The organism is Glutamicibacter sp. JL.03c (assembly GCF_025854375.1).
GTDB lineage: Bacteria > Actinomycetota > Actinomycetes > Actinomycetales > Micrococcaceae > Glutamicibacter.
The window spans coordinates 1283617-1297427 of sequence record NZ_CP107575.1; the positions used below are offsets into that span (position 1 = coordinate 1283617).

Sequence of the window (13811 nt, forward strand, 5' to 3'; positions counted from 1 at the left end):
GAGTCATGAATGCTAATGAAGCGGTGCAATTACCGGTATTCTTGAACGGTGACTCCTGAAGAACTCTCCGCAGCAATATCCGCATGCCTCACCGAAGCCGTCGCCGCTGGTGAAATCTCCGTTGAGGTTCCAGGCACCGTGCGTGTCGACCGTCCCAAGAGCCGTGAGCACGGTGACTGGGCAACCAACATCGCGCTGCAGCTGGGCAAGAAGGCTGGCATGGCACCGCGCGACTTCGCGCAGATCCTTGCCCGACGCCTTGCCGAGGTTTCAGGAGTCGGCGCCGTGGACATCGCAGGTCCAGGCTTCCTGAACATCACCCTCGAAGCTGGCGCCGCTGGCGAACTGGCTCGCACCATCGTCGAATCCGGGGCCGCCTACGGCAACAACCAGGCCCTGGTCGGCCACGTGGTCAACATGGAATTCGTCTCGGCGAACCCCACCGGTCCGCTGCATATCGGCCACACCCGCTGGGCCGCCCTGGGCGATGCGATCTCGCGCGTCCTTCGTGCCTCCGGTGCAAGCGTGACCTGCGAGTACTACATCAACGACGCCGGCAACCAGATGAACGTCTTTGCCCGCTCGGTCTACAACCGCATCCACGGCCTGCCGGTCCCCGAGGGGGGCTACCCCGGCGAATACATCAAGGAACTGGGCGAGATCGTTCTTGCCGAAAACCCTGGCCTGAAGGACCTGGACGAAGCCGAAGCCATTCCGGCCTTGCGTGAAGCGGCCTACAAGGCACAGCTCGAAGACATCAAGAAGACCCTGGCCGATTTCGGCGTCAGCTTCGATGTCTTCTTCTCCGAAACCACCCTGCACGAAGGCGGGGCCGTGGCCGACGCCGTGACTCGCCTGCGCGAACAGGGACACATCTTCGACCAGGAAGGCGCTGTCTGGCTGCGCACCACCGACTTCGGTGATGACAAGGACCGCGTGCTGATCCGTGCCAACGGCGAACCGACCTACTTCGCCGCGGACGCCGCCTACTACCTGTCCAAGAAGGATCGCGGCTTCGAAGAGAAGATCTACCTGCTCGGTGCCGACCACCACGGGTACGTCAACCGCCTGAAGGCCATCGCCGCCTGCGCGGGCGATGACAAGGAGAAGAACATCGAGGTGCTGATCGGCCAATTGATCAGCGTCAACGGTGCCAAGCTCTCCAAGCGCGCTGGCAACATCATCGAGCTGCGCGATCTGATCAACTGGATCGGTGCCGACGCGCTGCGCTACTCGCTGGCCCGCTTCCCGGCCGATTCGCCGATCGCCCTGGACCCAGAGCAGCTGAAGAAGAACACCAACGACAACCCGGTGTTCTACGTCCAGTACGCCCACGCTCGCTCGGCCGCCGCAGCCCGCAACGCTGCCGCGAAGGGGGTCACCCGCGAGCAGTTCGACGCAGCCCTGCTGACCGACGCTACCGAAAACGAACTGCTGGCAGTGCTCGGACAGTTCCCTTCGGTGGTAGCCGGCGCCGCGGAGTTCCGCGAACCGCACCGCATCGCCCGCTACCTGGAACAGGTCGCTGGCGCGTACCACTCCTGGTATGCCGCAACCCGCATTACCCCGGTCGCTGAAGATGGAGCCATCACTCCAGTGCACAGCACCCGCCTGTGGCTGAACGATGCAGCGACCACCGTCTTGGCCAATGGATTGGAACTGCTGGGCGTCTCCGCCCCAGAGAGGATGTAATTAGCCGATGGCACTATCGCCGCTAGCCCCGCAATGGCTGCAATTCCCCGAAAACATCAACGCACTGCGCCAGATCGAATGGGCTTCGGGGGTTTCCCGCGAAGCTAGCGGCGAACTGTCCGTCCAGGGCATCGCGGTCAGCGCGCTGGCCGAGGAATTCGGCACCCCGCTGTTCGTGCTGGATGAAAACGACTTCCGCGCCCGCGCCCGCGGCTTCAAGACCGCTTTCGATGAGGCCTTCAAGGAGTTGTGCGGGGCAGTAGACGTCTACTACGCCGGCAAGGCCTTTGTCTGCACCGAGGTCGCCCGCTGGGTGACCGAAGAAGGGCTGCGCCTGGACACCTGCTCCGGCGGCGAGCTGGCCGTGGCCAAGGCCGCCAACGTCCCGGCGGAAAACCTCTCGTTGCACGGGAACAACAAGTCCAAGGCCGAGATCACCCGGGGCCTGGAAATGGGCGTCGGACGCATTGTCATCGACTCGCTCGACGAGCTCGACCGCGTGATCTCGCTGGCCGATGGGCTGGGCCTGAAAGCAGAGGTGATGCTGCGCATCACCCCGGGCGTGCACGCCTCCACCCATGAGGCCATCGCCACCGCCCACGAGGACCAGAAGTTCGGCCTGTCGATCCTGGCCGATGCCACCGGCACCTCCCCGGCATTGCGCGCGGTGGCCCGCGCCCTTGAAGCGCAGAACGTGAACCTCTTGGGCCTGCACGCGCACATTGGCTCGCAGATCTTCGAAGCCGAGGGCTTTGCCATGGTCGCTCGCACCATGCTCGGCTTGCTGGCGCAGATCCGCGAAATCCACGGCGTGAGCCTGCCCGAGCTGGATCTCGGTGGCGGCTACGGCATCGCCTACACCTCCGAGGACCACCCCTCGACCCCGGCGAAGCTGGCCGGCCAAATGGCCGAGGTCGTCACCGCGACCTGCCAGGAACTGGCCCTGGACTGTCCGCGCATCTCCATCGAGCCTGGACGGGCCATCGTCGGCCCGACCACCTTCACCCTCTACGAGGCCGGCGTGCGCAAGGACGTCCAGGTGGAGGACGCCACCGGAGCGCTGTTCCCGCGCCGTTATATTTCGGTGGACGGCGGCATGAGCGATAACCCCCGCCCGGTGCTCTATGACGCGCAATACACCGCCGTGCTCGCGAGCCGTATGACGCAAAGCGACGCAATTATTTCTCGCGTAGTTGGGAAACATTGCGAGTCAGGTGACATAGTCGTGAAGGACGTTTACCTGCCCGAGGATGTGGCGGCTGGCGACTTGCTCGCGATTCCGGCCACCGGCGCCTACTGCTGGGCCCTGTCGAGCAACTACAACTACCTCACCCGCCCAGCGGTGGTAGCGGTACGCGATGGCCAAGCCCGTTTGATCGTGCGCAGGGAAACCGAAGACGACTTGCTAGCCCGCGACATGGGAGTTTAATTGAGCGGTGAAAAGAACCTGAAGGTAGCCCTGCTGGGTTGCGGTACGGTCGGAGCCCAGGTGGCCCGCATCCTGCTGGAAGACGCGAATGAATTGGCATCCCGTTCGGGTGCCGGCCTGCAGCTGATCGGCATTGCCGTGCGCAATCTGGAGACCAAGCGCGACGTGGACTTGCCCATTCAGCTTTTCACCACCGATGCGCTGGGCCTGATCGAACAGGCCGATGTGGTCATCGAGCTGCTCGGCGGCTTGGATCCTGCCGGCCAGTACATCGCCGCCGCCCTGTCCAAGGGCGCCAGCGTGATCACCGGCAACAAGGCGCTCATCGCGCTCAAGGGAGCCGAACTGAACGAGGTCGCCGCAGCCTCCGGCGCGCAGTTGCGCTACGAAGCCGCGGTCGCTGGCGCGATCCCGATCCTGCGCCCGATCGCCGACTCGCTGGCCGGCGATCACATCACCAAGGTGATGGGCATCGTCAACGGAACCACCAACTTCATCCTGGACGCCATGGACACCACCGGCGCGGCCTTCGATGATGTGCTGGCCGAAGCCCAGGCCCTGGGCTACGCCGAAGCGGATCCGACCGCCGACGTCGGCGGGCACGACGCCGCCGCGAAAGCCGCGATCCTCGCGTCGCTGGCCTTCCACACCACGGTCTCCTCAGAACAGGTTTCCACCCAGGGCATTACCGAGGTCACCGCCGAGGATGTGGCCGCCGCGGCCGATGCCGGCTATGTCATCAAGCTGCTAGCCATCGCCGAGCAGGGCGATGCGGGCATTTCGGTGCGCGTCTACCCGGCGCTGATTCGCCGAGGCCACCCGCTGGCTACCGTGCACGGCGCGTTCAATGCGGTCTTCGTCGAAGCGGAAAACGCCGGGGACCTGATGTTCTACGGCGCAGGTGCCGGCGGCAACGCGACCGCCAGCGCTGTGATGGGCGATGTCGTGGCCGTGGCCCGGCAGATCGCCGCCGGCGCGCCGCTGCCCAACGGCTCGGTGCATCAGAGCCCGCGCATGCTGGACTTCGACGCGATTACCACCCGCTACTGGATCGGCCTGTCGGTCAAGGACCAGTCCGGCGTGCTCGCAGCCATCGCCACCGTCTTCGGCGAGCATGGCGTCTCGATCCAGTCCATGAGCCAGCAGGGCGATGCTCACTCCGGTGCCCAATTGCGCATCCTCACCCACCAGGGCACCGAATCCGCCCTGGCCAGCACCGTCGAAGCGCTCAAGGCCTTGGACGCGGTGCATTCAGTACTATCCGTTATGCGAGTTGAAGGAAACTAACGTGGCTCACCAGTGGCGCGGAGTCATCCGCGAATATGCCGAACGCCTGCCAGTAGACGAGAACACCAGGGTCATCACCCTGGGCGAGGGCGGCACCCCGCTGGTGTTCGCACCGGCGCTCTCGGAACTCACCGGCAACGAGGTCTACCTCAAGGTCGAAGGCATGAACCCGACCGGTTCCTTCAAGGACCGCGGCATGACCATGGCGATGACTGCTGCGGTGGCCGCCGGTGCCAAGGCCGTGGTGTGTGCCTCCACCGGCAACACCTCTGCCTCGGCGGCGGCCTACGCCACCCAGGCTGGCTTGAAGTGCGCGGTGCTGGTACCGGATGGCAAGATCTCCATGGGCAAGCTGTCCCAGGCCATCGCCCACGGCGCGGACATCATCCAGATCGACGGCAACTTCGATAACTGCCTTGAGGTAGCCCGCAAGCTTTCGGAAAACTACCCGGTCTTCCTGGTGAATTCCGTGAACCCCGCCCGCATCCAGGGCCAGAAGACCGGCGCCTTCGAGGTTGTCGACTTCCTGGGCGACGCGCCGGACTACCACCTGCTGCCAGTAGGCAACGCCGGCAACATCACCGCCTACTGGAAGGGCTACAAGGAGTACTCTTCGGCGTGGACCAACGAGGCCGGCAAGGAACTTGCACCGGTGTCCACCAAGAACCCGATCATGTGGGGCTTCCAGGCTGAAGGGGCCGCTCCCATCGTGGCCGGCCACCCGATCACCGAACCAGACACCATCGCCACCGCGATCCGCATCGGCAACCCTGCCTCCTGGGAGCAGGCCGAAGCCGCGCGCGACGAGTCCGGCGGCCAGATCGACTCGGTCTCCGACGATCAGATCCTCGAAGCGCACCGCTGGCTCTCGGCCCGCGAAGGCGTTTTCGTGGAGCCTGCCTCGGCTGCGGGTGTGGCCGGTCTGCTCAAGCACCACGCCGCAGGCAATGTGCCTACCGGCAAGAAGATCGTCATCACCGTGACCGGCCACGGCCTGAAGGACCCGGACTGGGCCCTGAAGCAGGCCGACGGTTCCGAAGTGGCACCGAAGAAGGTGGCCTTCGACGTGGTCGAGGTCGCCGGCGCGCTGGGCCTGGCCTAGAAGCGATCGCCGGAGGATTCCGGCGCCCTCGGCCCGCCGCGCCCTTCCCGATCACGGGGAGCTGGACGTGGCGGGCCGTTTCCCTTTCCATCACCTATCGCAGAATTCTCGAAGGAACCATGACGCAGCAGATCGCCCTGGGCCAGAAATTGATCGTGTCCCCGCCGGCCACCTCCGCCAACCTCGGCCCGGGGTTCGATTCGCTGGGCCTGGCCCTGGAATACCGCGACCGGCTGGAAGTGGGCACGGCCGGGCGCAGCAGCGTGGAGATCTACGGCGACGGGGCCGATGAGCTGCCGCGCGATGAGTCCCACCTGATCATCAAGGAGATGCATCGCTACTGGGCCAATGCCGGTTTTGAACCGGTAGGCGTGCAGCTGGTGGCGCACAACAACATCCCCCACGCCCGTGGCCTGGGCTCCTCGGCCGCGGCGATCGTGGCCGCCTACGCGGCAGCCGACGCCTTGCTTCCCACCGAGGCCCGCGGTGGCACCGGGGCGATCTTCCAGGCCGCGGCCGCCTGGGAAGGCCACCCGGATAATGTGGCCCCGGCCGTCTACGGCGGCTTGAGCATTTCGGCCACCAACCCCGATGGCAGCTTCAGCTCGGTCCAGGTGCCGCTTCACCCGAAGGTCGGTGCCGTGATCGCCATTCCTTCCAACGGGCTGTCCACAGAGGTGGCCCGCGGTGCGCTGCCAGCCCAGGTGGATCACTCCGTGGCCGCGGCCAACAGCGCCAGCGCCGCGCTGCTGATCCATGCATTGAGCAATGACCCAAGCCAGCTGCTAGGCGGCACCAAGGACTACCTGCACCAGGATTACCGCGCCGCGGCCATGCCCGAAAGCGCCGCGCTGATCTGCGCACTGCGCGACGAACAGCTGGCGGCAGTGGTGTCCGGGGCCGGGCCAACGGTGATGGTGCTGGTCGCTTCGGACGCCCAAGCCCAGCAGGCACAGCGGATCATTGCAGATTTTTCTGCAAAATCCCCGGTGTCGTGGCGTACTCAAGTTCCCATGCTGGCTGCCAACGGTGTTACAGTAGAAGAGCTGTAACACTATGGCAGGCCGGATTGCTGGGTCGTACCCCGGTTCAAGTCCCTTTTGGCCGGTGTTGATGCGAATGAATTCGGTTCTTGAACCCCATGTCATCCGTCCAGCCCTTCCGGATCTTCCTGCCGTTCGCAGCACCTTTGATATCCCACACTCATGCACAGCCTCGTGCCGTCGAGATATCAGTTTCCTCATATCCACCGCAGTTTAGTGTCCCGAATTCCTGGGCGCGCTCGGTGGAGCGTGGAACAGCCATGGATCTTCGGCTGTTGCACACCATTTACGGCACAGTGGGCCTGCCTTGAAGCGGCCCATCCTACGAGTCAGAAGGAACTTTCGTGACCGAAACCACGAGCCTCAACGAAGGCGTGGACACCAAGACTTCCGAAACCAAGAGCGCCGGCCTGGCCTCCTTGAAGATGACCCAGCTCCAGCAGCTGGCTTCGCAGCTGGGCATCACCGGCGGATCGCGAATGCGCAAGGCTGACCTGGTCAAGGCCATCGGCGATCACCAGCGTGGCGGCTCCGTCGCCGCCAAGGACGCAAAGGCCGCCAAGGAGCAGAAGCCTGAAGCAGAAGCCGTATCGGCACCAGCTGAGCAGCCAAAGGAAACCAAGGCCCGCTCGCGCCGCGCACCGAAGGCCGAAGCCAAGGTCGAAACCGAGGCAGCCGCAGAGGCGCAGCCAGCCGCTGAGCCAGCTGCCGCAGAGCAGAAGCCGGCACGCACCCGCCGCCCATCGCGTCGCGCCACCGATTCGGGCAAGGCGCCAGCCGCCGCTGAAGCCAAGAACGATGCGCCACAAGCCGCAGCTGAAACCGAAGCAGCACCGGCAGAGCAGAAGGCTCCACGCCAGCGCCGCAACTCCAAGAAAGCCGAAGCCGCCGCCGAGCAGCCAGCCCAGAACGCTGAGCCAACGGCCGAGGCAGCCGAGAACAACACAGAAGCCCGCGAAGAGCGCCGCGAACGCGGAAACCGCCGCGAGCGCGGAAACCGCCGCGAGCGCAACAGCGACCGCGCGGAACGCAATGAGCGCAATGACCGTGCTGAAGCCGCCGAGACCGAGAACAACGGCGAAGCCCGCGAAGAGCGTCGTGAACGCGGCAACCGCCGCGAGCGCAACAACGACCGCGACCAGCGCAACAATGACCGCGCCGAATCCACCGAGACCGAGGCCGGCGAAGAGCGCAACGAGCGCAATAATGACCGCAACGATCGCAACAACCGCCGCGAGCGCAACAACGATCGCAACGATCGCAACAACCGCCGGGAGCGCAACAACGATCGCAACAACCGCAATCGCCGCAACCGCCGTGATGACGACGAGCCGCAGCTGAGCGAAGACGATGTCGTACTGCCAATCGCCGGTATCCTGGACGTCCTGGAGAACTACGCGTTCGTCCGCACCTCCGGCTACCTGCCAGGCCCGAACGATGTCTACGTCACCCTGGGCCAGGTCAAGAAGTACAACCTGCGCAAGGGCGACGCCATCGTTGGCGCGATCCGCCAGCCACGCGAGGGCGAGAGCCCCAACCCACGCCAGAAGTTCAACGCACTGGTGCAGCTGACCTCGGTCAACGGCAAGAAGCCAGAAGACAACCGCGAACGCGTTGAGTTCAACAAGCTCGTTCCGCTGTACCCAACCGAGCGCCTGCGCCTGGAAACCGATCCGAAGCTGGTCGGTCCACGTGTGATCGACCTGGTCGCCCCCATCGGCAAGGGCCAGCGCGGCCTGATCGTTTCGCCTCCCAAGGCCGGCAAGACCCTGATCCTCCAGGCCATTGCCAACGCGATCACCATCAACAACCCAGAAGTCCACCTGATGATGGTGCTGGTTGATGAGCGCCCCGAAGAAGTCACCGACATGCAGCGCACCGTCAAGGGCGAAGTCATTGCCTCGACCTTCGACCGTCCGGCTGATGACCACACCACCGTGGCTGAACTGGCCATCGAGCGCGCCAAGCGCCTGGTGGAAATGGGCATGGACGTCGTCGTCCTGCTGGACTCGATGACCCGCCTGGGCCGTGCCTACAACCTGTCGGCTCCGGCATCGGGCCGCATCCTCTCCGGTGGAGTGGACTCCGCCGCGCTGTACCCGCCAAAGCGTTTCTTCGGTGCTGCCCGCAACATCGAAAACGGCGGCTCGCTGACCATTCTGGCCACCGCGCTGGTGGAGACCGGATCCAAGATGGACGAGGTCATCTTCGAGGAATTCAAGGGCACCGGCAACATGGAACTTCGCCTCTCGCGCCAGCTGGCCGAGAAGCGCATCTTCCCAGCAGTGGACGTCAATGCCTCGAGCACCCGCCGCGAAGAGGCGCTGATGAGCGCGGAAGAGGTGCGCATCATGTGGCGCCTGCGTCGCATGCTCTCGGGCATCGACCCGCAGCAGGCCCTGGAAGTGCTCACCGGCAAGATCCGCGAAACCGGATCGAACGCCGAATTCTTGATGCTGGTCAACAAGACCACCCCGAACAAGGATTAGCACACCTACCCGCCATGGCGTCCAGCCAGCTTGCCCTCGTGGAAGCTGGCTGGACGCCATCGGCGCGTAGTGACCAGAGAACCGACTAGAATTTAATCCCAGCAGCCCCGTAGAGCCGTGAAGGCCCGACTGCGCGGACACCGCCGACAAGGAAGCACACCACCATGTTCGAATCCGTCAAGACGCTACTAGAAGAGCATGCGCAGATCCAGGCGCAGCTCTCGGATCCGGCGGTGTACGCCGATCAGGCGCTGGCCCGCAAGCTCGGCCGCCGCTCTGCCCAGCTCAACGGCATCGTCGAAGCCTACAACCGCTGGCATTCGGCCACCGAGGATCTGGAAGCCGCCAAGGAAATGGCAGATGAGGATCCGGACTTCGCCGAAGAAGTCGAAACCCTGACCGCAGCCCTGCCAGAGCTGCAGGAAAAGCTGCGCCGCCTGCTGATCCCTCGCGATGAAAACGACGCGCGCGACGTGATCCTCGAAGTCAAGGGCGGCGAAGGCGGCGACGAGGCGGCCTTGTTCGCAGCCGACCTGCTGCGCATGTACACCCGCTTCGCAGAGCACAAGGGCTGGAAGGTGGAGATGATCTCCTTCAACGAGTCCGATCTGGGCGGCTACAAGGATGCCCAGGTGGCCATCAAGGGCAAGTCCAACGACCCGGCCGAAGGCGTCTACGCCCAGCTGAAGTTCGAGGGCGGCGTGCACCGCGTGCAGCGCGTGCCGGTGACCGAGTCCCAGGGCCGCATCCACACCTCGGCCGCCGGCGTGCTGGTCCTGCCGGAAGTCGACGAGCCAGAAGAAGTCGAGATCCACCAGAACGACCTGAAGATCGACGTCTACCGTTCCTCCGGCCCCGGCGGCCAGTCGGTGAACACCACCGACTCCGCCGTGCGCATCACCCACATGCCTACCGGCATCGTGGTGGCCATGCAGAACGAGAAGTCGCAGATCCAGAACCGTGAAGCCGCGATGCGCGTGCTGCGCTCGCGCCTGCTGGCCCACCAGCAGGAGCAGATCGACGCCGAGAACTCGGCCCAGCGCGCCAGCCAGATCCGCACCATGGACCGTTCCGAGCGCATCCGCACGTACAACTACCCGGAGAACCGCATCGCGGACCACCGCACCGGGTACAAGGCCTACAACCTGGATGCCGTCATGGACGGCGACCTGCAGCCGGTCATCGAATCCTGCATCCAGATGGATGAGGAAGAGCGCCTGGCCGCGCTGGGCGAGTAAGCAGCGCCTTGGAGAAACTGACTGCCGTTCGCCTCGCGGCGGTGGCGGCGTTGGCCGACGCCGGGGTGCCAAGCCCCGGCGTTGACGCCGACCTGATGCTCTGCCATGTGCTGGGCATCAGCCGCTCCGAGCTGAAACTGCGCGAACTGCGTGGCGATGGGTTCCAGGGGGATCAGCGAGAGCAGTTCACCGCGCTGGTGGCCGCCCGCCGAACCCGCATACCCCTGCAGCACCTGACCGGGGTGGCGCATTTCCGCTACCTCGAGCTCAAGGTGGGGCCGGGGGTCTTCACCCCGCGTCCGGAAACCGAGACCGTGGTGCAGCTGGGACTGGATTTCGTGGCAGAGCAGGGAATCGACGACCCGAAGTGCATCGATTTGTGCTCGGGGTCCGGGGCCATCGCGGCCTCGCTGGCCAGTGAACTGCCCGGTTCCACGGTCTGGGCGGTGGAGCTCTCCGATGAGGCGATCGGCTACACCCGCGCCAATTGCCTGCCGCACCAAGTCACCGTTCTGCACCAGGACGCCACGAATTTGCCTGCGGAACTCGATGGCACCATGGACCTGGTGGTCTCCAACCCTCCGTATATCCCGCCGCATGCGATCCCGCGCGAGCAAGAAGTGCGCGACCACGACCCGCAGATGGCGCTCTATGGCTTGGGGGAAGACGGCTTGCAGATTCCGCGCGCCATCAGCGCCCAGGCGATGAGACTGCTGCGCCCCGGCGGATACTATGTGATGGAGCACGCCGAAGTGCAAAAGGATCCCGCCGCGGCCATGTTGCGCGAGGCCGGATTCGAGCGCGTGGCAGGCCATGAAGATTTAACCGGACGGGCGCGCGCCACCTCCGGCTACGCACCACACCGTGAACCAGTACCACCGACGACCGACCGTGCATGAAAGAATGATCCCGTGAGCACAAGATTTTTGGTAAGCAACGAGCAGGAACACGCAGCGGGCATCGCCGCGGCCAAAGCTGCCCTGGCGGACAGGCGATGCATCGTTTTGCCCACCGATACGGTCTACGGGATCGGAGCCGACGCCTTCAGCGCCCAGGGCGTGGCCATGCTGCTGGCCGCCAAGGGGCGCGGCCGCTCCATGCCGCCACCGGTTCTCATCGCCCAAACCGCCACCATGGATGGCTTGGCTCGCGACATTCCTGATGCCGCACGCAAGCTTGCCGAGGCTTTCTGGCCCGGCGGCCTGACGCTGATCCTGCAGGCGCAGCCTTCACTGACCTGGGACCTGGGGGAGACGCGGGGCACGGTCGGGCTGCGCGTGCCCAATGACGACACCGCCTTGGAACTGCTGCGCGAAACCGGGCCGTTGGCTGTCTCCTCGGCCAACCGCACCGGGCAACCGGCAGCCCTGAACATTGATTCGGCCATGGAGCAGCTGGGGGAATCCGTCGACGTGTATCTCGATGGCGGTTCGCGCGGCGAGAGCGCGGACGGCACATTGCCATCGACGATTATCGATTGCACCGGCGAACACCTCAAGGTCGTCCGCTCCGGTGCCATCTCCATCGAGGAACTGCGCGTGGTGGTCCCCGAAGTGCTCGACTTGGGACAGGATGTCCCAGGCACGGGCGCATGAGAATATACCTGCTGCTCATCGCCTTCAGCTTCACAGCTTCTTATCTGCTGACCCCGATGGTTCGTTCCCTGGGGGAGCGCTTCACGGCTAACCAGATGCTGCGCGAACGCGATCAGCATCGGGCGCCCATCGTGAAATTCGGTGGCGTCGCCATGATCGCTTCCTTCGCGATGGGCATTTGGCTGGCCAGCAACTTCCACTTCTTCCGCGGCGTTTTCGGCGGGCAGGCCATCCAAGGCCTGTGCTTGGCGTTGCTGGTCATCGTGATCCTGGGCCTGGCCGATGACATGTTCGATCTGCGCTGGTGGATCAAGCTCCTGGGGCAGATCCTGATTGGCTGGCTGATGGCCACCCACGGGGTTTTGATCCAATCGCTGCCCGTGGGCTCCTGGCGCATCGATGAACAATGGCTGCAGGTTGTAGTCACCATCTTCCTGATTGTCCTGACGATGAATGCGATCAACTTCTCCGATGGGCTGGACGGTCTGGCAGCCGGCCTGGCGGCCATCGGAGCGGCGACGTTCTTCGTCTACTCCTATGTGCTGGCGACCCACGTGAGCGCCGACGACTATGCCAATCTCGGAGCCCTGCTCTGCGCATTGCTGCTCGGCGCCTGCCTGGGATTCCTTCCGCACAACTTCAACCCTGCGAACATCTTCATGGGGGAGACCGGGGTGCTGGCCATTGGCTTGATCCTCTCGGTCTCCGCCATTGCTGTCACCGGCGACGTGCAGGGCCTCGAAGCCCGCCGCTTCCGCAACATCCCTGCGTACATGCCGATGCTTCTGCCTATGGTCATTGTCTTCCTACCAGTTCTAGACCTTGTGCTCTCGGTCTTCCGCCGGCTGGCCAACAAGCGCTCACCCTTTTCGCCGGATTCCAAGCACATCCATCACCGGATGCTGGCCCAGGGCCACTCGGTGCGCCGCGCAGTGATCTTGCTCTACTTGTGGGCGGCGGTGATCGCGGTATCGGTGGTGTCCATCGCCTTCATTCCGGTGGTCCTGGTGATCCCGCTGGCCCTGGTTCTTTTCCTGGCCGCGGCCATTGGCACCTGGTGGCCGCTGGTGGTTCGACGTGCTGGCGCGCTGCGCAAGCGCCTGGGCAGCGACTAGCCTCACCAATTGGTCAAGTAATCCACGAGCAAAGCCTTTCTATCTCGTGTAGAATTCAGAATGGATCTTCTTCCGGGAGCTCTTTTGGGTGAGCGGAAGTTTCAAGTTTCATCAGCATCGTGGGTACACGATGGTCCCTCGGATTTGACGAAGAAAGGTTGCGGACGTGACTTCCAGTTCTGCCCGCGTCAGCACTTCGCCAGCTCCGAAATCCATCTGGTTGCCGATTCTGGCTTTGTCACTGGTGTATTCGCTGATCGCGACGGCCGCATTTTTCCTGATTTCGTGGTTGTTCGCCGATCTTCGTTACGCACTGTCGGGTGCATTGGCGGCCGGAATAGTCATTGGCTTCTTTGCCATTGGCATTCTGATCGCCGAAGCTGCGGGACGAATTCGCCGCACGTGGGCCATGCCTGCGTTTTTGGGCGCATATGTCATCAAGGTTTTTGGTATCGCCTTCGTGTTGTTGAACCTGGGTTTGCCCGAATGGGTGAATCGTCAGGGATTCGTTCTTGCAGCAGCAATCTCACTCGTTGCCTGGCAGGTTGGTGAAGTCAGGGCTTTCATGAAGGCCCGGCTGGCAATCTACAACGAGGACTAGGGAGTACCGGCCGGCGAATGTGTCGGAAGGATGCTGTGAGTTTGATAGGCTTACTACGGGTCATTTTTAGCTGAGCGCTCAATTGCGTGAGGCTGGATACAAATGCGCTTGCGGGGAAACCTGCAGGTGGCACCTCATCAGGGTTGATGCCTCCGGCAGCAGCCGTGATGGGATCCCCGTTTGATCTTTTCTTCACACGGTGAGAGGCAGTTTCCGCCAG

The 13811-nt window shown here is 64.1% G+C and carries 11 protein-coding genes; all 11 read left to right on the plus strand.

Translation table 11 applies throughout. The annotated features are described in order from the left end of the window. Positions 1-48 precede the first annotated feature (48 nt). Complete coding sequence (gene argS, locus OF385_RS05925; RefSeq protein WP_264277424.1) at positions 49-1692, plus strand: arginine--tRNA ligase; 1644 nt, start codon at positions 49-51, stop codon at positions 1690-1692. A 7-nt stretch (positions 1693-1699) separates the two neighbouring features. After that, positions 1700-3121 (plus strand): diaminopimelate decarboxylase, encoded by a 1422-nt coding sequence (lysA, locus tag OF385_RS05930; RefSeq protein ID WP_264277425.1) that lies wholly within the window; start codon positions 1700-1702, stop codon positions 3119-3121. After that, a complete protein-coding gene (locus tag OF385_RS05935) occupies positions 3122-4408 on the plus strand; it encodes a homoserine dehydrogenase (RefSeq protein ID WP_264277426.1) in 1287 nt (428 codons plus the stop codon). Between the two features lies 1 nt (position 4409). Continuing rightward, the gene (gene thrC / locus OF385_RS05940; protein WP_264277427.1) at positions 4410-5510 is read left to right on the plus strand and encodes a threonine synthase; all 1101 of its coding nucleotides are present in this window, start codon (positions 4410-4412) and stop codon (positions 5508-5510) included. A gap of 119 nt (positions 5511-5629) precedes the next feature. Beyond that, positions 5630-6562 (plus strand): homoserine kinase, encoded by a 933-nt coding sequence (thrB, locus tag OF385_RS05945; RefSeq protein ID WP_264277428.1) that lies wholly within the window; start codon positions 5630-5632, stop codon positions 6560-6562. Between the two features lie 335 nt (positions 6563-6897). Continuing rightward, on the plus strand, positions 6898-9042 hold the full coding sequence (gene rho, locus OF385_RS05950; protein WP_264277429.1) for a transcription termination factor Rho: 2145 nt from the start codon (positions 6898-6900) through the stop codon (positions 9040-9042). Positions 9043-9206: 164 nt separating this feature from the next. Further along, positions 9207-10280 carry a peptide chain release factor 1 gene (gene prfA / locus OF385_RS05955; RefSeq protein WP_264277430.1) on the plus strand — a complete coding sequence of 358 codons (1074 nt, stop codon included), beginning with the start codon at positions 9207-9209 and terminating at the stop codon, positions 10278-10280. Between the two features lie 8 nt (positions 10281-10288). Then, a complete protein-coding gene (gene prmC, locus OF385_RS05960; protein ID WP_264277431.1) occupies positions 10289-11179 on the plus strand; it encodes a peptide chain release factor N(5)-glutamine methyltransferase in 891 nt (296 codons plus the stop codon). A gap of 12 nt (positions 11180-11191) precedes the next feature. Then, positions 11192-11875, plus strand: coding sequence for an L-threonylcarbamoyladenylate synthase (locus OF385_RS05965; protein WP_264277432.1), 684 nt, complete (start codon positions 11192-11194; stop codon positions 11873-11875). Then, positions 11872-12990, plus strand: a complete 1119-nt coding sequence (locus OF385_RS05970; RefSeq protein WP_264277433.1) for an MraY family glycosyltransferase — start codon at positions 11872-11874, stop codon at positions 12988-12990. Before OF385_RS05965 ends, OF385_RS05970 begins: the two co-directional genes overlap by 4 nt. A gap of 244 nt (positions 12991-13234) precedes the next feature. Continuing rightward, the gene (locus OF385_RS05975) at positions 13235-13591 is read left to right on the plus strand and encodes a hypothetical protein (RefSeq protein WP_264277434.1); all 357 of its coding nucleotides are present in this window, start codon (positions 13235-13237) and stop codon (positions 13589-13591) included. Positions 13592-13811: the final 220 nt, after the last annotated feature.